Source organism: Corynebacterium glutamicum ATCC 13032 (genome assembly GCF_000011325.1).
In the GTDB taxonomy this organism is placed as follows: Bacteria; Actinomycetota; Actinomycetes; order Mycobacteriales; family Mycobacteriaceae; genus Corynebacterium; species Corynebacterium glutamicum.
On sequence record NC_003450.3, the window covers coordinates 2,744,327 to 2,766,086 of the forward strand.

Consider the following 21,760-nt stretch of genomic DNA (forward strand, 5'->3'; position numbering starts at 1 on the left):
TATCCCGTTCAACCACTACCGTAGAAGACGGCGCAAGGTTTGACGCGGACAAGTCCCAGGAGTACTTTCCCTCTGTGTTCCCGCACTCCCAGGATTTCAGCCCGTGGCAGATCTAGTGCCGTCTTTTGCGTGCCTGGGGCTGGTGCGAGACTTTAGTTTCCCGGCTCACGCCTGTCGCGGCCAGGATTTAAGCGATCTAGGTGCTCCACTTCGGGGACTTGCAAAAATTCGTCAAAGTATCAAATTTGAAGCCTGAAAGTGGTCGAAAATTTGCGCGGAACTGACTAGATTATGCAAAAATCCGTCCGATTTAGGGCTTCACGTGTCCTACATGGTCGGATTCTTGATCAGGGATCTCACAGGGACAAAATCAGGGCTGTGCATGCACAATTGATGATGTTTTGTAGGCCTCTCTAACGGCTTCAAACCTCGCTTTACATCCAATCCACTCATGAGACAATTCCATCCTCTTAAAATGCCCCATTTCACTGCAAAAGCCGGCCCGCACAATTAAGTGCAAGGCCGGCTAATTCTTAGAGCAGACAGTTGGGCTTAGTAGCCAGGGTGCTCGCCGTTGAGGATCACGCGAGGCTCTCCCTCTTCACCGTTGCGTACGGTTCCGATTTCCCAGCAGTCAATGTGACGTGCGGTGAGCATTGCCAGGGCGCGGTCGCGGTCCTTTTCAGCAACGACTGCAACCATGCCGACACCCATGTTGAAGGTCTTTTCCATTTCTTCGCGGGAAACCTTGCCCACAGAGGAGATGGTGCGGAAGATTTGGCCTGGGGTCCAAGTTGCTCGGGACATTTCTGCGACGAGCCCTTCTGGGACAACCCGCTCGAGGTTGCCTGCGAGGCCGCCGCCGGTGACGTGGCAGAAGGTGTGAACTTCGCACTCTGCGATCAGTGCCAGGCAGTCCTTGGCGTAGATGCGGGTTGGCTCGAGAAGTTCTTCACCGAGGGTGCGTCCGAGTTCTTCGATGTGTCCGTCAAGCGCCAGGCCTGCCTTTTCCAGGAGGACGTGGCGAGCCAGGGAGTAACCGTTGGAGTGCAGACCGGAGGAAGCCATGCCGATGAGGACGTCGCCTGCGCGGACGCGGTCTGGTCCTAGCAGTTCATCTGCTTCGACAACGCCGACTGCAGTTGCGGAGACATCGTAGTGGTCTGGTTCCATAACACCTGGGTGTTCTGCGGTTTCGCCACCGAGCAGAGCACAGCCTGCCTGGACACAGCCTTCTGCGATACCGGAGACGATCTCAGCAACGTGCTCTGGGACAACCTTGCCGATGGCGATGTAGTCCTGGAGGAACAGTGGCTCTGCGCCGGTGACAACGAGGTCATCCACACACATTGCAACAAGGTCGATGCCGATGGTGTCGTGCTTGTCCATCATCTGGGCGATGACAAGCTTGGTGCCGACTCCGTCAGATCCTGCTGCGAGGATTGGCTTCTTGTATTTTCCGAGCTCAAAGAGTCCTGCGAAGCCTCCGAGGTTGCCAAGAACCTCTGGGCGGGTGGCGCGCTTGGCCATTGGTGCAAAGAGTTCGACGGCACGATCGCCGGCTTCGATGTCGACTCCTGCTGCTGCGTATGAAACGCCTTCGGCGGTGGTGTCCTGGTGATCACTCATCGTGTACTTCGCTTCTCCTGCTGGGGTTTGGAACTTATTAGGAACATAACTGTCTAAAAGTGCGCGGGACAACCCCCACGCATACGGGGAGAGCAAAAATGCTCAACCCCTATCGCCTACCGATCTTAACTTGAGGCGGTTGCTTGCATCTTGCGGACTAGGTCTGCGTTGCTGTTTCCCTGTGGCAGACCCATGGGGTATTTGCCGTCGAAGCAGGCGATGCAGAGTTCGTTGGCTGGTTGCTCGGTTGCTGCAACCATGGAGTCGATGGAGACGTAGCCGAGGGTGTCTGCGCCGATTGCGGAGCGGACTGCTTCTACCATTTCTGCTTCGTTGTCACTGGTGACAGCGTTGGCAATGAGTTCGCCTGGGGTGGCAAAATCGATGCCGTAGAAGCATGGCCATTTCACGGGTGGTGAGGCGATGCGTACGTGAACCTCAGCTGCACCGGCTTCGCGCAACATGCGGATCACGGCGCGTTGGGTGTTACCGCGGACGATGGAATCATCCACAACCACAAGGCGCTTTCCGGCGATAACCTCGCGCAATGGGTTCAGCTTGAGGCGGATTCCCAGTTGGCGGAGAGTGTCGGAAGGCTGGATGAAGGTTCGGCCAACGTAGGCGTTTTTGACCATGCCTTGGCCGAATGGGATGCCAGATGCTTGGGCGAATCCAACTGCTGCTGGGGTGCCTGATTCTGGGGTTGGGATGACTAGATCGCCGACTGCTGGTGCTTCTGCAGCGAGCTTGCGGCCGATTTCAAGTCGGGCTTCGTTGACGTTTCTTCCCTTGATCACGGAGTCTGGACGAGCCAGGTAAACGTATTCGAAGACGCAACCTTTGCGGGTTGTCTCGGCGAATCGTGCGGACTTGAGGCCGGATTCGTCGATAGCAATCAGTTCGCCTGGTTCGACCTCGCGCACATGCGAGGCACCTACGATGTCGAGCGCTGCGGTTTCAGATGCGACTACCCAGCCGCGCTCGAGGCGGCCGATGGACAGTGGGCGGATGCCGAATGGATCACGCGCTGCGTACAGGGTGTGTCCGTCGGTGAAGGTGAGGCAGTAGGCTCCCTTGACGCTGGGGAGGAGTTCCTTGGCGGAATCAAAGAGATTATTTCCGTCATGGACGCCGCTTGCGAGCAGTCCAGTGAGCACATCGGTATCTGATGGCTTCTTGGCGGGATCGACGAGGCCAAGTTCGGTGGCTTTGTCCAACAACTCGATGTAATTAATCAGGTTGCCGTTGTGTCCAAGGGCGATATCGGTGCCATCTGGTGCCATGCGGAACATAGGCTGGGCATTTTCCCAGGTGTTTCCGCCGGCGGTGGTGTATCGGGTGTGTCCGATGGCGATGTTTCCGCGGAGGGATTCCAGAATTGGTTCGTCGAAAACTTGGGAGACTAGGCCCAAATCTTTGAAAACCAGGATCTGTTCGCCATCGCCTACTGCGATGCCCGCGGCTTCTTGACCACGGTGCTGAAGTGCGAAGAGGCCAAAGTAGGTAAGTTTCGAGACTTCCTCACCTGGCGCCCAAACGCCGAAAACGCCGCATTCTTCCTGCGGTGCCTGTTCGTTGAGATCATCGTACGGGTGGTTTACCTGGGTCATTCCGGTGGAATGCTCGGTATTTACCATTGAACCAGGGAGCGTGTGCTGATCAAGTAATGCCACAGGTCAAATCGTAGTCTGTCGGTTGCCCAGAAACTAATGAGCATTAGGAAATCTAAAGTTTGACCACTGGTAACCAGTCCGCAATCTCTTTGGCTCGGGTACCTGATGCGCTAATTTTTCCGCTTTCAAATTCTGCATCAAATGTGGTTTGCCCAGTTGCTAAGCGTAACCAGGTCTTGGCGTCGGTCTCCACCACGTTGGGTGGTGTGCCGCGTGTATGTTTTGGCCCCTCTATGCATTGCACCGCAACAAATGGGGGTACCCGCACCTCCACGCTGTTTCCCGGCGCGTCTTGCGCGAGCAGTCGGACGCTCAGGCGAGTTGCGGCGGCAAGTGCCGCACGACCAGGCTTTTCGACGTCTCCCTCCCCTTCAATCCAGTCTTTGACGGCCAATACGGCTTGCCGGGTTTCCAGCGGATCAATCCTCATGAAGCATCAGCCTAGTACGAACCGTTAAAGTGTCCATATGTCTGATAATCCGCATGAGAATCCCCGTGAGAATCCACACCGCTCCCCAGAAGTCGTCCTTCGTTTCATGGCTGCCCCTACTGACGTTTTGATGGCTGGTAGCCATGGCGTTGGCGGTGGCCGAGTCCTGGAATGGATCGATAAGGCTGCTTATGCTTGTGCTACCCAGTGGTCTGGAACCTACTGTGTCACTGCTTATGTTGGTCACATTCACTTCACTCGCCCTATTCCCTCTGGCCACATGGTCGAGGTGCGTTCCCGCATTGCGATGACTGGCCGTTCCTCCATGCACATCGTGAATGAGGTGCTTTCTGCGGATCCTCGCGATGGCAACTACACCCGTGCGTGTGACTGCTTGGTTATTTTCGTGGCGAAGGACACCGCAACTGGTCGCGCTACCCCAGTTCCTTCATTTACCCCTAAGAATGAAGAAGAGCAGCGCGTGTTGGAAGCTGCTAACTCCCGCATCGGGCTGCGCAAGGCTATTGAAGCGGAGATGGAAAAGCAGACGTACAACGGACCTTCTGAGGCCCCTCGTTTGATTACCCGCTTCTTGGCTAAGCCAACAGATATCAACTGGGGTGGCAAGGTCCACGGTGGCACTGCCATGGAATGGATCGATGAGGCGGGTGCTGCGTGCACCATGGAGTGGTCTGGTAACCACACCGTTGCGGTTTATGCTGGTGGTATCCGCTTCTACCAGCCCATTCAGATCGGTGACCTCATTGAGGTGGACGCCCGCATGATGCGTACCGATAAGCGTTCCATGCAGATGTCCATCCACGTCCGTGCCGGTGATGCTCACCGTGGCCGTGCTGAGCTAGAAACCGCTATTCACGCAACGGTGACCTACTTAGGAATTGATGTCGACGGAGAGCCTTTGCCTGCACCACAGTTTGTGCCTCGTACCCCTGAGGATATCCAGTTGGCTGAGCATGCAAACATCCTGAGGGATCTGCGTGCTGATTACACCCCAATGCCGCTGTTCCAGCGCAGGGTTCCACTGCAGATCGACTAGTTAGACCCGAAAAAGCCCCCTTTTGTTTAAAAAGGGGGCTTTTCTTAGTTAACGACAACCATCCACACTGCAACCAGATGGACAATCGCTGCGACGATCGTGGCGATGTGGAAGTGCTCGTGGTAGCCAATCACTCGTGCGTTGCGTCCTGGCCATTTAAAGCCGTACACCAACGCGCCAACGCTGTAGACGATGCCTCCGGCCAGCAGGAGCCACACCACTGTGGGGCCAGCACCAGACCACAATTGAGGGACAAGTGGCACAATGAGCCATCCCAAGGCCAAGTAGACCAGCACGCTGAGCCATCGTGGGTGATTGATCCACACCATGTTCATGATCACGCTGGCAATGGCACCAACCCACGCAATACCTAACATCCATGCTGCGGTACCGGGCTCTAAGACGATCAAGCACAGTGGCGTATAGGTTGCTGCGATAAACACCGCGATGGTGGAGTGATCAGCTTTGCGCCACCACGCCACGGTGTGCAATCGACGCCACGGTCCTCGGTGATACGCCGCAGAGACAGCAAACAGTCCCAGCATGGCCAAGGCGTACACCATGACACCTAGCGCCTGCCACCACACCAGTTCCATCCATGCATACGTGGAGAGCACCGAACCTGACACAATACTCAAAATGGCCGCAACCTGGTGGAACAGTCCACGAGTAACTGGCCGCTCACCGCGATCAAAAACGTAACGTGTCAGTGCGAGAAGCGGTTCATCCGAACTATCTTTTACTTCTGCTCCACTAACGTCATCCTCAATCAGCGGGTCCGCGTCCATATATTCACGATCTTCAGACACTTCACGCTTCTTTCTTCCCTGACTTGTTGTATCCAATCTAGTGGAAGAAAGAGCAAAAGCCGGGCTTTGCGAAAACGAAACCCGGCTTCACAGCAGAAAATTATGCAACTACTGCGTTAGCTCCAACTGCGTGACCGAAGGCCTCAGGCAAAGTGTTGGTCCATGCTTCGCGGAGTTCCTCCACGGAAACAGTGAACTCAACGTCTGCGCCCTTGACAGCGATGACGGCTGAATCGTTGGTGCAGCCCAGCTTGAACACTGGAACACCCAGCTCTGCTGCGCGCTTTTCCAACTCTTCGCCGCGGTTGGTTGCAACCACGATGCGGGAAGCGGACTCAGCAAACAGTGAGGTGAACAGGGATGGGTGGATCTGGGAGAGATCAACATCCATGCCCTTGTCTGCGTGGATCGCAAGCTCTGCGAGGGTCTGGCCAAGGCCGCCCTCAGACAGATCGTGGGATGCAGCAAACAGATCAGAACCGACGAACAGGTCTGCAAGACGCTGCTCGTTGAGCAGGTCAACTACTGGTGGCAGACCGTTGAGGCCAGCGCCAGAAACCTGCTGCCAGATGGAGCCACCGAACTCATCGAAGGTCTCACCCAGGAGGTAGAGATCGTTGTCCTCGGATGGGAGGACGTTGCCGATGCTCTGCTCGACGTTGTCCAAGACTCCCAAAACACCCACGACTGGGGTTGGCAGGATGGGCTCGTCACCAGTCTGGTTGTAGAAGGAGACGTTACCGCCGGACACTGGAATGCCCAAAAGCTTGGATCCGTCTGCCAGACCGTGGACTGCTTCCTTGAACTGCCACATAACACCAGCGTTTTCTGGGGAACCGAAGTTCAGGCAGTTGGTGACAGCCACTGGGCGTGCACCGGTGGAGACCACGTTGCGGTAAGCCTCAGCCAGTGCAAGCTGCGCGCCAGTGTTTGGCTCGAGCTTGGTGTAACGGCCGGATGCGTCGGCGGAGATCGCAACGCCACGGTTGGTCTCTTCGTCGATACGCAAGACGCCAGCATTGGCGTTCTTTGCCTGAACGGTGTTGCCGCGGACGTAGCGGTCGTACTGCTCGGTGATAAACGCGCGGGATGCAAGTGCTGGTGAAGCGACAAGCTTCAGCCAAGCAGCCTTGATCTCTTCAACGTCGACTGGGCGAGCGATCTCGCCTTCGAGCTGCAGTTCGTCCTGGTTCTCAGGGCGAGCAACTGGGCGGTTGTAGACAGGGCCTTCATCGATGGTTGATGGAGGTGCGTCGATAACAACTTCACCGTTGTGGACCACAACGTAGCGGTCCTTCTCGTCGGTAACTTCGCCGATTTCTGCGCAGGTGACATCCCACTTTGCACAGATCTCGAGGAAACGCTCAACGTTTTCAGGGGTGACAACAGCACACATGCGCTCCTGGGACTCGGAAGCCAGGATTTCAGCTGCAGACATGTTCTCTGCGCGCAGTGGGACGTTGTCTAGGTTGACGCGCATGCCGCCGTCGCCTGCGGCTGCCAGCTCAGAGGTTGCACACGCAAGTCCGCCGCCACCGAGGTCCTGAATACCGACCACGACGCCAGCCTTGTACAGCTCGAGGCAGCACTCGATGAGTACCTTCTCTGCGAAAGGATCGCCAACCTGAACAGCTGGGAGCTTGCGCTCTTCGCCTTCTTCGAAGGATGCGGAACCCAGGACGGACACGCCACCGATGCCATCAAGGCCGGTGCGGGAACCGAACAGGATCACCTTGTTGCCGGTGCCGGATGCGAATGCAAGCTTGAGGTCTTCCACCTTGAGGGTACCCACGCACAGTGCGTTGACCAGTGGGTTACCTGCGTAGGAATCGTCGAAGACGGTTTCGCCACCGATGTTTGGCAGGCCGAGGCAGTTGCCGTAGTGGGAAATGCCGTCAACAACGCCAGGAAGCACACGCTGGGTGTCTGGGTTGTCCAGTGCACCGAAACGCAGCTGATCCATCACAGCGATTGGGCGTGCGCCCATAGCCATAATGTCGCGGACGATGCCGCCGACGCCGGTCGCAGCGCCCTGGTGTGGCTCTACGAAGGATGGGTGGTTGTGGGACTCCACGCGGAAGGTCACGGCGTTGCCGTCTCCGATGTCGACCACACCAGCGTTCTCGCCGATGCCGGCAAGAATCTTGGAAGCCATTTCCTCAGTGGTGGTTTCACCGAAGTAACGCAGGTGAACCTTGGAGGACTTGTAGGAGCAGTGCTCCGACCACATGACGGAGTAAACGGTCAGCTCGGCGTCGGTTGGGCGGCGGCCAAGGATTTCCTTGATGCGCGCGTACTCGTCGTCTTTCAGACCAAGAGCCTCAAATGGCTGATCCAGCTCAGGGGTCTTGATTGCGTCTTCGACGGTGTCATTGACAAAAGTGCTCATATTTACTCCTCTTAAGCCGCGATGGTGCCAACGGCGGACAGGAACAGCTCCAGGCCATCAATAGATGGGCCGGTTAGCTTTTCGACGGCATGTTCCGGGTGCGGCATGAGACCGACGATGCGACCAGTTTCATTAGTGATACCGGCGATATCGTTGACGGAACCGTTGAAGTTATCGGTGTAACGGAACACCACGCGGCCTTCACCCTCAAGCTGGGCGATGGTCTCTGCGTCTGCCTGGAAGCGACCTTCACCGTGCTTTGCAGGAATAAGGATCTGCTGACCCTTTTCCAAAGTGTTGGTCCATGCAGTGGTGTTGTTCTCTACAACGAGGTGTGCGTCTACACAGTGAAAGTGCAGACCCTTGTTGCGGGTCAGCGCGCCTGGAAGCAGGCGTGCTTCGGTGAGGATCTGGAAGCCGTTGCAAATGCCCAAGACTGGCATACCCTTACCGGCCTGCTCAATCACGGACTGCATTACTGGCGCCAGTGCAGAGATTGCACCGGTGCGCAGGTAATCGCCGTAGGAGAATCCACCGGGAACGACAACTGCGTCGACGCCCTTGAGATCCTCGTCAGCGTGCCACAGGCTGATTACTTCTGCACCTGCGATGCGAGCAGCGCGTGCTGCATCTACATCGTCAAGGGTGCCTGGGAAGGTAATGACACCGATTTTGGCGCTCACTTCGCGACCTCAACTCCCACCACATCGAAGTCTTCGATGACGGTGTTTGCGAGGAGGGTTTCAGCAATTTTCTTTAGGTCAGCTTCGGTGACGGAATCATCTACCTCAAGCTCGAAGCGCTTTCCCTGACGGACATCGGAAACGCCAGAAACTCCGATACGTCCGAGGGCGCGGTGTACCGCCTGCCCCTGGGGATCCAGAATCTCAGCCTTAGGCATGACATTGACAACTACACGGGCCACGGTATTTTCCCTTACTCAAGAAATGGGGAGGACAATGTTTTACGAGCACAAGTGTAACTGTTGCCACTGGTCAAACCTAGCCAGCCCTTAGATAGGGAGATTCTCCTCGATTGCTTCCACTACCTCAGCTGCAGATGGTTCCGTCCGAGGAGCAAAGCGCTTAATCGTATTACCTTCTGCATCTACCAGGAATTTCTCAAAATTCCACTCGATTTCGCTACCATCAGTTGCCTCTTTGAGCACCTTGTACAGGGGGTGGGCACCCTCCCCATTCACCTCGGTTTTGCTCAAGAGCGGGAAGGTGACGTCGTACTGATTTTGCGCGAAAGCACACACCTCAGCGTCGGTTCCAGGTTCCTGGCCGTTGAATTGATTGCAGGGCACGCCAATGACAAAGAAGCCTCGATCTTGGTATTCCTCATACAGTTTTTGAAGCCCTTCATACTGTGGCGTGAGTCCGCACTTGGATGCCACGTTCACGATGAGCAAAAGGTGGCCCGCCCAATCCGCCATGGTGGTTTCTGTGCCGTCGTTGAGAGTTACGCTGATGTCATGAATAGAAGTCATAATCGCAACCCTAGTTGAGGGGGAGGATTTAGTGCATCATCTAAATAAAGGTCAGCTAATAGGTGAACTTTGGTGAGACCAAAGGTGAACTGCCAGGTCGACCAAATTGCTCGCCAAGCAGACTCCGAAAAACACGGGTAATTCATATGGCTTGTATCTAATCCATACTGAACAGAGGACCTCTCCTATGTCTCGCATTTCTGCGCGCACTCTGGCAATCGCACTTGCCGGTGCAACCGCGGCCAGCCTGGCAGTTGTTCCAGCAGCAACAGCTAATCCTGCCGGAACCGCTCCTGTCATCAACGAAATCTACGGAGGCGGTGGAAACAGCGGATCGTTGTTCTCCAACGACTTCATTGAGCTCTACAACCCAACCTCAGGGGACATTTCCCTCGACGGTTGGAGCGTTACCTACTACGCAGCCAACGGTAACTCCGGCGGAACCACAAACCTGACCGGAAACATCCCTGCCAACGGTTACTACCTCATCCAGCAACGCGCAGGCAGCAACAACACCGGCGCTCTGCCTACCCCAGACGCCACCGGTAACTTGGCAATGGGTGCCTCCCAAGGATCAGTTGCACTGACCGACAACTCTGGCCTAACCGCTGACCTTGTCGGATTCGGTGGCACGTCCATGTTTGAAGGAACAGCTGCTGCACCTGAGACCAGCAACAAATTGTCTGTTCAACGCAAAGAAGTTGGCGCTGACTCTGATAACAACTCCGTAGACTTCGAGACTGGAGCTCCAACTCCAACGTCCTCGGGAGGATCCGCTCCTGTTGACCCAGGCGAGCCAGAAACTCCAGTAAACCCTGGGGAAACAGTCTCCATCGCACAAATCCAAGGAACCGGTCTCGCTACCCCACTCGAGGGTCAGACCGTCACCACCGAAGGTATTGTCACTGCCGTTTACGCAGAAGGTGGCTTCAACGGTTACTACATCCAGACACCTGGATCTGGTACTGCACCAAAGGTTGCTGGCGACGCATCCGACGGCATCTTCGTCTACGTGGGAAGCAATGGTTCCTACCCAGAGCTCGGCGCATCTGTCACCGTCACTGGCAAGGCCACCGAACACTACGAGATGACTCAGCTAGGCAACTCCTCCTTCACCGTTTCGGACACCGCATTCGAGCCAGTAACCCCACTCGAACTGGACACCGTTCCTACTGGCGATGACATTCGCGAAGCATACGAAGGCATGCTGCTGAAGCCAACCGGCGCTCACACCGTGACCAACAACTACGCAACCAACACCTTCGGTGAAATTGCCCTCGCCCCAGGTAACGAGCCTTTGTACCAGGCCACTCAAATGGTGGCACCGGGAGCCGAAGCGATTGCGTACGAGGCGGAAAACGTCGCAAAGCAAATTACGCTGGATGACGGACGCTCCGGCAACTACACTCGCGGCGACTCCAGCACGCCTATGGCATGGCTTGTGCAGGACGGTGGCGAGACCATCAAGTCCATCCGCACCGGCGACCAGGTGGAATTCCAGGCACCAGTAATCTTCGATTACCGCTACGACCTGTGGAAATTCCAGCCAACCACCCCTGTCACCGGCAACACCGCAAGCTCCGACCTTCCTATCACCTGGGATGACACCCGCGCGGCTGAGCTAGCTTCAATCAATGACGTTGCTGGCGAATTCCACATCGCAAGCTTCAACGTGCTCAACTACTTCACCTCTCTCGGCGAAGATGAACCAGGCTGCAGCGCATACAGGGATATCAACAACACCCCAGTCACCGCCAACAACTGTAACGTCCGTGGCGCTTACACCGAAGAAGCACTCGAAGATCAGCAGAGCAAGATCGTCGAAGCAATCAACCGCCTTGACGTCGATGTTCTTGGACTTGAAGAAATCGAAAACACCGCGACCGTCACCGGCGACGTCTCCCGTCGCGATGACGCACTCAATACCCTCGTCGCAGCACTCAACGAAGCAGTTGGATCCGATCGCTGGGCGGCCGTCGAATCTCCAGAACAATTGGGCACCGATGAAGACTACATCCGCGTCGCCTTCATCTACGACCAAACCACCGTCAAGCCCGTCGGCGAATCCCGAATCTTCGACGACGCAGCCTTCACCGGCACCGCACGCCAGCCACTCGCACAGGAATTCCAGCCACTCAACGACAGCGAGAAATCCTTCGTCGGCGTAGTCAACCACTTCAAGTCCAAGGGCTCTGTCACTCGTGGAGACGCCGACACCGGCGACGGCCAAGGCAACAACGCCAACGTTCGCGTCGCACAGGCACAGGCACTCATCGACCACCTGGAAAACCAGGACGACTGGGCATCCAAGCCAATCTTCATCCTCGGCGACACCAACTCCTACGCCAAGGAAACCGCGATGACCACCCTTTACGGCGCTGGCTACACCAACATCGCCACCGAATTCGACGCTGGCTACAGCTACCAGTTCTCCGGCCGCATTGGCAGCCTCGACCACGCACTCGGCAACGAAGCAGCCATGAAGCACGTCATCGACGCCGAGGTCTGGGACATCAACGCTGACGAAGCAATCGCATTCGAATACTCCCGTCGACTCAACAACACCTCCGACGTATTCGAGAACAACGTCTTCCGCTCCTCCGACCACGACCCGATCAAGGTCGGATTCAACCTCAGCGAGACCACTGAGCCCACCATTCCGGTAGAGCCCACTGATCCTGCAGAACCTACCGATCCAACTACCCCAGTTAAGCCAACTGATCCGGTAGAGACCACGGATCCATCTGAGCCAACCGACCCTGCAGAACCTACTGATCCAGCTGAACCAACTGACCCTGAGGAAACGAAGAAGCCAGAGGAGCCGAAGAACCCTGGTTCCTCCAACGGAAGCTCCCAATACGCCACCATTGCAGCAATCATCGCAGCAATCCTAGGTGCCATTGCTTTGGCCTTCCAGTTCTTCCCATTCAAGTTCTAATTAACTCTTAGGGAGTAATCCCCTGCCCTCGCATTACGCGAGTGCAGGGGATTTTGCATTTCGGGGCCTCCGCGTTCCTGCGTCTTGAAAACAGCGATTTAAGAGGTCGTGTTTTCAGAATGCCTATCACCTTGGGGAGGGTGCCTTGAGGCGCTTAGAAGCGAATCTGAGAGGGCACTTTTTGCAGAACCGGGGTTTGAAATCCGGCATTTCTTGAAGCGACCAGACAGGCGCGACAAGATTGGCGAAAAAGTCAAAGTTTTGGCACGTGTGTCCGGTTTCCAGTGGTTCAAACCAGACAGGCGTGCCAAAAGCTCGCAAGATGTCAGATTTTTGTCACGCCTGTCTGGTCTCTCCCAATTGGGTGCCCCGAACCTCCCCAACTAGGCCAGTTGTGCGGCCGCCTGAGAATAGGTTTGCACCTGAGCACCCAAATCCAAGGCAGCTAATGCAGCTTCCCGGAAGTCAGCTGCGACTTTAGGGTTGGTGAGATTTCGCGCCGATGCGGACAAGCGCACTGTATTTCCTTTTTCCGCTCCACGAGTGACAGCCTTGATGACATTCTTGCGCCACCATTTTGCAGCACCAAAACCTTCACCCACGGAGAGGTTTCTACACGCCAAGAATTCGCCGGTGTCGAGGTTATGTAATCCCCTGGTCGAGGCGGCGACGTTGAAATCAAATTCTGGGAGTACCGCGAAGGTGCCTTCTGACATTCTCCAACGAGGTGGGGCAAAGATTTGGAATTCGAAGCCAATTTTCTGCATTTGCCTAATGGCACCGGTAAGGCGAAGACGTGCTTCGTGCCGTTCAAGGTTGGCGAATTCTGAGCGACGTCCCTGAACTGCTTGGTCGAAACCGTTGAGGATGAGTTCGTGGCCGCGTTCGCGTTGTTGTTCCATCCACGCGAGGGTCCCTTTGTCTTTGGCGAGACGCCAGTCCCCATCGATGCGGGGTGCGACAAGTAATGAGACCTCGATGCCGTCGGCTCGCAGGTCTGAAATGAGCCTGTCAGCCGCCGATCGGGTCTGGTCGAAAATACTAGAAACTGAAACAAGAAGACGGCCGGACATGCATTGTATTGTCGCATGTCCGGCCGTTGTCGTCCTGTTGAAAACTAGTGGTCTTCTTCTAACTCCACAAATGGAGATTTTCCATTCAAAACGTCATGGACTTGGTTCATGTCCACGGTGCCAGTCCACTTGCCGACCAGCAGTGTTGCCACGGAGTTTCCGGCGAAGTTGGTTAGTGCGCGGGCTTCAGACATGAATTTATCGATGCCCACAATCACGTCAACGCCGTGCAGAAGTTCTGGGCGGTGTGAAGACAATCCGGCAGCCAACGTTGCAATACCGGCACCCGAGACACCAGCAGCGCCCTTGGATGCGATGATCATGAAGACAAGCAGACCGACCTGCTCGCCGAGGCTCATCGGCATATTCATCGCGTCGGCAATGAAGATAGATGCCATGGTGAGGTAAATTGCGGTGCCGTCCAAGTTGAAGGAATAGCCGGTTGGGACCACGATTCCGACGGTTGGTTTAGCCACACCGATGTGTTCCATCTTGCGCATGAGGTTTGGCAAGGCAGATTCAGAGGATGAGGTAGCAAAGATCAGCAGGAATTCCTTGGCAAGGTACTTGACCAGCTTGAAGATATTCACGCCGGTGAACACCTTCAGTACGGCGCCCAGCACGCCAAAGATGAAGATCACGCAGGTGACGTAAAAGGCGAGGATCAAAATACCGAGCTGAACAACGGCATCAAAGCCTGTTTCGCCAACGACGCCGGCCATTGCACCGAATGCACCGACTGGGGCGAGCCACAGAATCCAGTTCAAAATCTTGAAGATGAGCTTCTGCAGATGGGATACGAAATCAAGGATGGGCTGTCCCTTTTCACCCATCGACTGAGCTGCAAAGCCCACGAGGATGGCGATGAACAGTACCTGCAGCACCGAACCATCAGTAAATGCAGAGAAGAACGTTTCAGGGATGATCGAGTGGATGAATCCCAAGAGTCCTTCAGGGCTGCTCTCTGTGGATGCGAATGAAGATTCTTCATCAACTGAGATGTTCAGTCCGCTACCTGGCTGGATGAAGTTACCGACTAGCAGGCCAACTGCGAGTGCGAATGTGGACATCGTGATGAAGTACGCAAGGGCGATGCCACCAGCGCGTCCGACTGTTGCCGCTGCCTTGACTGAACCGATTCCGATGACGATGGTGCAGAAAATAACTGGAGCGATAATCATCTTGATCAAGGACACAAACATGGTGCCCAAAATCTTGAATTCTTTGCCCAACTCCGGTGAAATCAGGCCTAGGGTAATACCGCCAATCAATGCGATAATGACCGCAATGTAGAGCCAGTGAGTGCGGTCCTTCTTCGGCGGCTTTTGAACTTTAATGTGTTCGTTTTTGACCTCAACACTTGAAGATTCTGTGTTTGAATCCATGAACTTCCTCTTCGACCTTTTTGGGGATTCGCCAAAAAACGGCCACCGTCATTGATGGTCGAAATTTAACGTGGTGTGATCGTTGCCGACGAAGCTTAAAATGCTATCCGCGGACGATTCGGAAAATTATGAAAAACTTTTTCCTGTGACGCAAAAAGCAGATTTCATGACTCCCCTCACAGAAAATTAATATTACCTTTTGTGTTCGCATGTCAGGGCAAGAAAACAGCCCAAATTTCTCCGCTCGTACCCAAACCCCCCGAAAAAGAATAAATCACCCCCGCTAAAGTCGCCGAGGGTGATTTAAAGTTCGCTAGTCGAACAAGTTTTATTCGGTCACACCGGTTGCTTGGTTGATCAACCAGCCGTACTCAAATGCAGTCTCACGCCACTTTTCGTAGCGTCCTGACACACCGCCGTGTCCGGCAACCATTTCAGTTTTCAGAAGGAATTCTCCACCGGTTGCAGTCGCCCGAAGCTGCGCTACCCATTTGGCTGGTTCGACGTACAACACTCGGGTGTCGTTGAGCGATGTTACGGCCAAGATATTGGGGTAGTTCTTTGCCTCGATGTTTTCATATGGGGCATACGACGCCATGTATTCATAGACGTCCTTATCGTGGAGTGGATCGCCCCACTCATCCCATTCGATAACCGTCAGTGGCAGTTCCGGCATGAGCATAGAGGTCAGCGGATCGACGAATGGCACGTTGGCTTCGATCGCCTTGAAGCGGTCACCGGCCATGTTGGCAATGGCGCCCATGAGCATGCCACCAGCTGAGCCGCCTTCTGCAACCAGCATTTCAGGGGCAGAAATCTTCTGCTCGATGAGGGCGTCGGCAACATCAATGAAGTCGGTGAAGGTGTTTTTCTTCGTGGTGGTTTTGCCGTTGTCGTACCAGCCACGACCCATTTCGCCACCGCCACGAACGTGGGCAATCGCAAAAATCATGCCACGATCCATCAGTGACAAACGCGCGATAGAGAAGCCTGGATCAATGGATGATTCGTAGGAACCATAGCCGTAGAGCAACGTGGGGTTGGGCTTGGATACATCCAGGTCGGTGCGGTGCACCAAGGACACTGGAATCTGCGCGCCATCTTTCGCAGTGACCCACAATCGGGAGGCCACATAGTCTGACGGCTTGTATCCGCCGAGCACTTCCTGCTGCTTCAGCAGCGTGCGTTCGCCGGATTCAATCCAGTAGTTAAACAGCTGCGCCGGGGTGGTGAATGATCCGTAAGAAAGGCGAATGACGGGGGCGTCCCATTCTGGGTTTCCGCCCGATGCGACGGTGTAGATTTCCTCGTCAAATTCCAGCTGTTGGAAATCGCCGAAGGTTCCGTCGATAAGCTTCATGATCGCGACCTGGCCGATCGCGCCGGACCTGTAGCCCAGGATGATGAAATCGCGGTAGGTATCGACACCCTCAATGCGCACGTCATCCTTGTGCGCGACGAGTGGCGCCAGCGCGTCCAAAGAATTGAGCTTGTCGACGCCAGCCCACCCCACCGAAAAGTTCGGGCCCTCGGCGTTGTGTGTGACCAACCAAATATCGGAGCCGTCTACGACTGCATGATCGACGTCGTATTCCACACCCTCCGCGCGCGGAATCAGCACCTCAGGGGTGCCCTCTGGCTGGTCGAAAGGAAGCACGCGGACTTCAGAGGTGATCTTGGAGGCGCAACCAAAAAGGATGAACTTTTCTGAACGAGTGGTGCCCACCCAGGTGGAATAACGTTCATCAGGCTCGTGGTACACCAACACGTCTTCTTCAACCGGGGTACCCACCTTGTGGCGCCACACAGTATCTGGACGCCACGCATCATCAACGCGCTGGTAAAAGAGGTACTCCTCCCCCACCCAAGTAGCACCGTAGAAAATGCCAGTCAGGGTATCAGGAAGCAGCTCGCCAGTTTCTAGATCCTTGATGCGCAACGTAAAGCGCTCTTCGCCCGTGACATCGGTGGAATACGCAAGGTAGCGGCCAGAGGTGGTGACAGATGATGCACCCATGGAGAAGAATTCGTGGCCTTCTGCCAACTCGTTGGCATCCATGATGATGGTTTCACCCTGCGCTGGCTCACCCTCAGGGATAACAGGAGGGGTCCATGCATCCGACCCTTCAGTCACTGGAATGCGGCAGGAATAGCCGTAGCTCTTGCCTTCTTCAGTGCGAGAGTAATACCAGTGCTTTCCGGCACGCACTGGGATGGACATGTCGGTTTCTTTAACGCGTGACTTAATCTCTTCATAGATGTTGTCCCGCAGTGTGGCTAGCTGTTCAGTCTCCTGCTTGGTGAACGCATTCTCCGCCTCCAGGTAGTCCAAGGTTTCTTGGGATTCTTTATCCCTCAGCCATTCATAGTTGTCTACGAAATCAATACCGTGGTGGGTTCGGGTGATGGGATGGATTGGTGCTTGCGGAGCGTTTAGGCGTTCAGACATAGCCCCCGATCTTAGTCACGCACATCTTCTGCACGCTCGTGTGTTCGCCATTGGCGACATTCTGATTTGCACCCCGAAACTGAAAAACCCGGATTCATTTAAGAATCCGGGGTTTAGGGAAAATCAAGCAGCTTAGACGCAAGAACCAATCCACTGGCAGAACTTCTGACCAGAAATCAGCTCGTAGGCCTCGATGTAGCGCTCGCGGGTTGCCTCAACAACGGAACCTGGCAGAGCTGGTGGCTCCAAGCCGGAATCCTTGTCCCAGCCAGATTTAGGGCCGGTGAGCCAGTTGCGCACGAATTGCTTATCAAAGCTTGGTTGCACAGATCCTGCTTCATAGCCTTCCAAAGGCCAGTAGCGGGAGGAATCTGGGGTAAGGACTTCATCACCAAGCACGAGGGTGCCATCTTCATCGATGCCGAACTCAAATTTGGTGTCGGCAAGGATGACGCCACGGTCACGGGCGATCTCAGCAGCAGCCTTGTAAATAGCAATAGAGGCATCGCGCAACTGGTTCGCACGAGCTTCGCCGAGACGTTCTTCAACAACGTCAAAGGAGACATTGATGTCGTGGTCGCCGATGTCAGCCTTGGTGGCTGGGGTAAAGATTGGCTCAGGCAGCTGAGAAGATTCAACGAGGCCTTCTGGGAGCTCAACTCCACACACGGAGCTGGTCTGCTTGTATTCAACAAGTCCAGAGCCAGTGAGGTATCCACGAACCACGCATTCAAAAGGAAGCATGTTGAGCTTCTTGCACACCATTGCTCGTCCCAAAACTTCTTCTGGGATACGTGGATCATCAGCGGGACCTGCAAGGTGATTAGGAAAATCGATGGTGTCGAAGAAGAACTGGCTCATCGCAGTGAGCACTCGACCCTTGTCTGGAATTTCGGTATCGAGGATGAAATCGTATGCAGAGATACGATCGGAAGCCACCATGAGGATGTGCTTGTCGTCGATCTCGTAGATCTCACGGACCTTGCCTGCCGACAGGTGCTTGTACTGGGAGAGTTCAGGACGCATGTTAGGCAAGTCTAGACCCCTCGGGTGTGTTCGGAAAATTTTAGCATTCACCGCTGGTTTCACTGCCGGTTTCACCGCTGGCTTCCTGACATGGATCACCCATTCGCCCGAATTTTTTGTTTACCTAAAAGACATTTTTAAGCTGGCAGTTTATTCGAACAAAGATTAAGAGAACCTTGGAGCCGTACAGCTAATAAGCAGATATTGAAATACAAAAAAGACGGACACTCGCTCATGGTGAGTGTCCGTCTCAAGCTCCTGGTTAGCGTAAAGCTAACCGGACCTAGTTACTAGCGATCTCGAAGGATCGCGACCGACTAGGAAGAAGCGGTAACGATGGAGTCGAAGACGCCCTGTGCGCCAGCGAAGATGGAGCCAACGAGGCCGTGAACGCCGTCGAAGATGGACTGGATGATATCGAATACAGAGGTCATTGTGATCTCTCTTTCTGTTGTTCGCCAGACTCTTGCTGTCTGACTGGGATGACTCAAGTGTGGCTCATAACGCCCCTTGCCCGCAACCCCATCGTCAAAAACTGGGCCATTTTTGAACACCGTTTAATAAGTGTCATTTAGATACCTTTAAGGGCAATGTAATTTTATTCATCGTAAAAAAATTATTAAATTTTTTTCCAAAATGGCCAATTTTTGAAGTTTTCAGGCCCACCAATGTTGTTTTTAAGACACCTAAAAGACACCTTTCGGAACCTTCACTGGACCCGTAATTCGAGCTACACAGTTGCTTTGGGTACAAAAAATGGGGCTCGAGGCCCCATTTTCTCACTGCGATCCAGCGGTAAACCCGCGTGAACGCCGTTAAAAACCTTTAAAGAATCTCACCTGGTCGGTAGTCTGCGGCGCCGGGGTGGGCGTCGACAAGCACCTGAATGCGGTCGAGCACACGGGAGACCTGGGACTCAGCGGCACCGATGAAGGCGTGGCGGTCAGCCAGCGCTGCCTCAAGGTCAGCTTCGCTCATTGGGAGGCGCTCATCAGCAGCGAGGCGCTGGATAAGGTCCTGGTCACCGCCATTTTCGCGCATGTTGAGGGCAACCGCGACAGCGTTTTCCTTGATTACTTCGTGTGCGGTTTCGCGGCCAACGCCTGCGCGGACAGCGGCCATGAGGATACGGGTAGTTGCCAGGAATGGCAGGTAACGCTCAAGTTCGCGCTCGATCATGGCAGGGAATGCACCGAATTCATCCAGGACTGTCAGGAAAGTTTCAAACATTCCGTCAATCGCGAAGAATGCGTCTGGCAGTGCAACGCGGCGGATCACGGAGCAGAAGACATCGCCTTCGTTCCACTGCTGGCCGGAAAGATCAGCAACCATGGTGAGGTATCCGCGAAGAATAACCTGCAGGCCGCCCACGCGCTCACAGGAGCGAGCGTTCATCTTGTGAGGCATTGCAGAGGAACCGACCTGGCCTTCCTTAAAACCTTCGGTAACAGTTTCGGTGCCGGCCATGAGACGAATGGTGTGGGACAGCGATGATGGGCCGGAGCCAAGCTGAACCAGAGCAGATACTGCATCGAAGTCAAGGGAACGTGGGTAGACCTGGCCGACGGAGTCGAAGACGCGATCAAAGCCGAGGTGTGCTGCGATGCGGGTTTCCAGATCGGAGAGACGAGCCTCGTCGCCTTCCATGAGGTCAAGCATGTCTTGGGCGGTTCCCATTGGGCCCTTGATTCCGCGAAGTGGGTAGCGGTTGAGCAGTTCGGTGACGCGCTCAAGTGCCACGAGCATTTCATCAGCTGCGGTTGCGAAACGCTTGCCCAAGGTAGTTGCCTGCGCTGCCACGTTGTGGGAACGGCCAGCCATGACCAGGCTTTGGTACTGCGCTGCGCGGGATCCGATAGCTGCAACAACTGCAATGCCCTTGTTGCGGACCAGCTCAAGGGAGCGGTGGATCTGCAGCTGTTCAACATTTTCGGTGAGGTCGCGGGAGGTCATGCCCTTGTGGATGTGCTCATGGCCAGCCAGTGCATTGAATTCTTCGATGCGGGCCTTCACATCGTGGCGGGTGACGCGCTCACGATCGGCGATGCTTGCCAAATCAACCTGGTCGATCACTGCTTCATAGGATTCAATTGCCTCGGCAGGGATCTCAACTCCCAAATCTTTCTGGGCTTTCATCACGGCGATCCAGAGCTGGCGCTCCATGATGATCTTCTCTTCGGCACTCCACAGGTTAGAAAGTTCCGCGGAGGCGTAACGGTTCGACAGGACGTTTGCGATCTTCTTTTTATCAGCCACGCAAATTATTATTCCCCACGAACCGAAACTAACCTAGTCGCTGCTATTTTTTGATGAATTCTCCGATTTTGCGCACACCTTCAATGGTGTCTTCCTTTGACGCGCACAGGCTCAAACGAATCCACTTGTGGCCTTCCTCAGGATCAAAATCAACACCCGGCGCGACGGCCACGCCCGCTTCATCGAGCAAACGCAATGCCCATTCCTCTGAATCATCGGTGTATGCAGAAACATCGACCCACAAATACAGGCCGCCATCCGGGTCGGCGAAAGTGCCAAGCCCGATTTCAGGGAGCTTATCGACGAACACCTCCCGGGCCTCGCGATACGCTTCAACGTGGGCATCAAGTTCGGCCCCAGCCTCCAAAGTGAAGGCTGCGCGTCCCGCAGCCTGCCCGATGGCAGGAGCACACAAGGAAAGAGAAGCCTGCAGGTTTTCAATCGGTGTGACCAGCTCATCTGGAACGATGATCCAACCCACGCGCCAACCCGTCATGGAGAAGTACTTGGACAAGGTACCCACCACGATGGCGTTCTTGGAAAACTGATGCGCAGTTGCCAGCGGACGACCAAAGCTCATGCCGTGGTAGTCCTCATCAGAGATAAGAACAGCATCATTGTCATCGCACCACTTGGCGATGCGCTCTAGCTCTTCCGGATCAATGATGGTGCCCGTTGGGTTTCCTGGGCTGGTGACAATAACAGCCTTCGGCTTGTGTGGCAGTTCCTCCAACATTTGAGCGGTTGGCTGGAAACGAGTCTCTGCAGTACAGCGCAGGTTCAGAACCTTCGCCCCCAAAGATTCCAGAATATTGCGATATGCCGGGTACCCCGGGGTAGGCATTGCCACATAATCCCCGTGATCCAAGGTGGCGATAAACGATGCCACGAATCCACCTGAAGAACCGGTGGTGACAATAACATTGTCAGGGTTGGTGTCTACGTCATAAGTAGCAGAGTGCCAATCGGCGATGCGTTCACGGAACTCACGATCACCAATCACCTCGGTGTATCCCAAAGGACCCGAGCGAAGAGCGATCTCTGCTTCTTCGATGACTGCTTCTGGCGCACCAGTTGACGGCTGGCCAGCGCAGAACATTAAGGTGTCTTTGCCTTCGCGCCTGCGACGGTGGACTCGGTCCAACATCTGCATG

16 protein-coding genes are annotated in these 21,760 nt (G+C 55.0%); 2 read left to right on the forward strand and 14 right to left on the reverse strand.

Annotation, left to right across the window (positions count from 1 at the left end; translation table 11 throughout):
- Positions 1-552 precede the first annotated feature (552 nt).
- From purM to CGL_RS12905, 3 genes are all read right to left on the reverse strand, one after another.
- Entirely contained in the window at positions 553-1,629 is a 1,077-nt protein-coding gene (gene purM, locus CGL_RS12895) for a phosphoribosylformylglycinamidine cyclo-ligase (protein ID WP_003863129.1), read from the reverse strand.
- A gap of 125 nt (positions 1,630-1,754) precedes the next feature.
- A complete protein-coding gene (gene purF / locus CGL_RS12900; protein WP_011265975.1) occupies positions 1,755-3,239 on the reverse strand; it encodes an amidophosphoribosyltransferase in 1,485 nt (494 codons plus the stop codon).
- A 115-nt stretch (positions 3,240-3,354) separates the two neighbouring features.
- Positions 3,355-3,732 (reverse strand): sterol carrier family protein, encoded by a 378-nt coding sequence (locus CGL_RS12905; RefSeq protein ID WP_003863125.1) that lies wholly within the window; start codon positions 3,730-3,732, stop codon positions 3,355-3,357.
- Between the two features lie 37 nt (positions 3,733-3,769).
- Between CGL_RS12905 and CGL_RS12910 the strand changes: the two genes are divergently transcribed.
- Entirely contained in the window at positions 3,770-4,789 is a 1,020-nt protein-coding gene (locus CGL_RS12910; RefSeq protein ID WP_011015231.1) for an acyl-CoA thioesterase, read from the forward strand.
- A gap of 44 nt (positions 4,790-4,833) precedes the next feature.
- Here the strand turns inward: CGL_RS12910 and CGL_RS12915 are convergent, their stop codons facing one another.
- The 5 genes from CGL_RS12915 to CGL_RS12935 form a co-directional block, all read right to left on the reverse strand.
- On the reverse strand, positions 4,834-5,598 hold the full coding sequence (locus CGL_RS12915; RefSeq protein WP_011015232.1) for a PAQR family membrane homeostasis protein TrhA: 765 nt from the start codon (positions 5,596-5,598) through the stop codon (positions 4,834-4,836).
- Between the two features lie 100 nt (positions 5,599-5,698).
- On the reverse strand, positions 5,699-7,987 hold the full coding sequence (gene purL, locus CGL_RS12920) for a phosphoribosylformylglycinamidine synthase subunit PurL (RefSeq protein WP_011015233.1): 2,289 nt from the start codon (positions 7,985-7,987) through the stop codon (positions 5,699-5,701).
- An 11-nt stretch (positions 7,988-7,998) separates the two neighbouring features.
- A complete protein-coding gene (gene purQ, locus CGL_RS12925; protein ID WP_003863118.1) occupies positions 7,999-8,670 on the reverse strand; it encodes a phosphoribosylformylglycinamidine synthase subunit PurQ in 672 nt (223 codons plus the stop codon).
- Positions 8,667-8,912, reverse strand: coding sequence for a phosphoribosylformylglycinamidine synthase subunit PurS (gene purS, locus CGL_RS12930; RefSeq protein ID WP_003854010.1), 246 nt, complete (start codon positions 8,910-8,912; stop codon positions 8,667-8,669). Before purS ends, purQ begins: the two co-directional genes overlap by 4 nt.
- Before the next feature lie 87 nt (positions 8,913-8,999).
- Positions 9,000-9,479 (reverse strand): glutathione peroxidase, encoded by a 480-nt coding sequence (locus CGL_RS12935; protein WP_011015234.1) that lies wholly within the window; start codon positions 9,477-9,479, stop codon positions 9,000-9,002.
- Positions 9,480-9,666: 187 nt separating this feature from the next.
- Between CGL_RS12935 and CGL_RS12940 the strand changes: the two genes are divergently transcribed.
- A complete protein-coding gene (locus CGL_RS12940) occupies positions 9,667-12,417 on the forward strand; it encodes an endonuclease/exonuclease/phosphatase family protein (protein WP_011015235.1) in 2,751 nt (916 codons plus the stop codon).
- A 383-nt stretch (positions 12,418-12,800) separates the two neighbouring features.
- Here CGL_RS12940 and CGL_RS12945 read toward each other — a convergent pair whose 3' ends face one another.
- From CGL_RS12945 to CGL_RS12970, 6 genes are all read right to left on the reverse strand, one after another.
- Entirely contained in the window at positions 12,801-13,490 is a 690-nt protein-coding gene (locus tag CGL_RS12945) for a DUF2334 domain-containing protein (RefSeq protein ID WP_003854006.1), read from the reverse strand.
- Positions 13,491-13,534: 44 nt separating this feature from the next.
- A complete protein-coding gene (locus tag CGL_RS12950) occupies positions 13,535-14,875 on the reverse strand; it encodes a C4-dicarboxylate transporter DctA (protein WP_003863112.1) in 1,341 nt (446 codons plus the stop codon).
- 328 nt (positions 14,876-15,203) lie between these two features.
- Complete coding sequence (locus tag CGL_RS12955) at positions 15,204-17,324, reverse strand: S9 family peptidase (RefSeq protein WP_011015237.1); 2,121 nt, start codon at positions 17,322-17,324, stop codon at positions 15,204-15,206.
- A gap of 132 nt (positions 17,325-17,456) precedes the next feature.
- The gene (locus tag CGL_RS12960; RefSeq protein ID WP_003863110.1) at positions 17,457-18,350 is read right to left on the reverse strand and encodes a phosphoribosylaminoimidazolesuccinocarboxamide synthase; all 894 of its coding nucleotides are present in this window, start codon (positions 18,348-18,350) and stop codon (positions 17,457-17,459) included.
- A gap of 825 nt (positions 18,351-19,175) precedes the next feature.
- A complete protein-coding gene (gene purB, locus CGL_RS12965) occupies positions 19,176-20,615 on the reverse strand; it encodes an adenylosuccinate lyase (RefSeq protein WP_172820771.1) in 1,440 nt (479 codons plus the stop codon).
- Positions 20,616-20,649: 34 nt separating this feature from the next.
- Positions 20,650-21,759: a pyridoxal phosphate-dependent aminotransferase gene (locus tag CGL_RS12970; protein ID WP_006285864.1), complete on the reverse strand. Its 1,110-nt coding sequence runs from the start codon at positions 21,757-21,759 to the stop codon at positions 20,650-20,652.
- Position 21,760: the final 1 nt, after the last annotated feature.

Bases quoted from the DNA above. Each gene is read 5' to 3' on its own strand.
- CGL_RS12960 (WP_003863110.1), bottom strand. From the start codon at position 18,350: ATGCGTCCTGAACTCTCCCAGTACAAGCACCTGTCGGCAGGCAAGGTC.
- CGL_RS12955 (WP_011015237.1), bottom strand. From the start codon at position 17,324: ATGTCTGAACGCCTAAACGCTCCGCAAGCACCAATCCATCCCATCACC.
- purM (WP_003863129.1), bottom strand. From the start codon at position 1,629: ATGAGTGATCACCAGGACACCACCGCCGAAGGCGTTTCATACGCAGCA.
- purL (WP_011015233.1), bottom strand. From the start codon at position 7,987: ATGAGCACTTTTGTCAATGACACCGTCGAAGACGCAATCAAGACCCCT.
- CGL_RS12970 (WP_006285864.1), bottom strand. From the start codon at position 21,759: ATGCAGATGTTGGACCGAGTCCACCGTCGCAGGCGCGAAGGCAAAGAC.
- CGL_RS12905 (WP_003863125.1), bottom strand. From the start codon at position 3,732: ATGAGGATTGATCCGCTGGAAACCCGGCAAGCCGTATTGGCCGTCAAA.
- CGL_RS12910 (WP_011015231.1), top strand. From the start codon at position 3,770: ATGTCTGATAATCCGCATGAGAATCCCCGTGAGAATCCACACCGCTCC.
- CGL_RS12945 (WP_003854006.1), bottom strand. From the start codon at position 13,490: ATGTCCGGCCGTCTTCTTGTTTCAGTTTCTAGTATTTTCGACCAGACC.
- CGL_RS12940 (WP_011015235.1), top strand. From the start codon at position 9,667: ATGTCTCGCATTTCTGCGCGCACTCTGGCAATCGCACTTGCCGGTGCA.
- CGL_RS12950 (WP_003863112.1), bottom strand. From the start codon at position 14,875: ATGGATTCAAACACAGAATCTTCAAGTGTTGAGGTCAAAAACGAACAC.
- CGL_RS12935 (WP_011015234.1), bottom strand. From the start codon at position 9,479: ATGACTTCTATTCATGACATCAGCGTAACTCTCAACGACGGCACAGAA.
- purF (WP_011265975.1), bottom strand. From the start codon at position 3,239: ATGACCCAGGTAAACCACCCGTACGATGATCTCAACGAACAGGCACCG.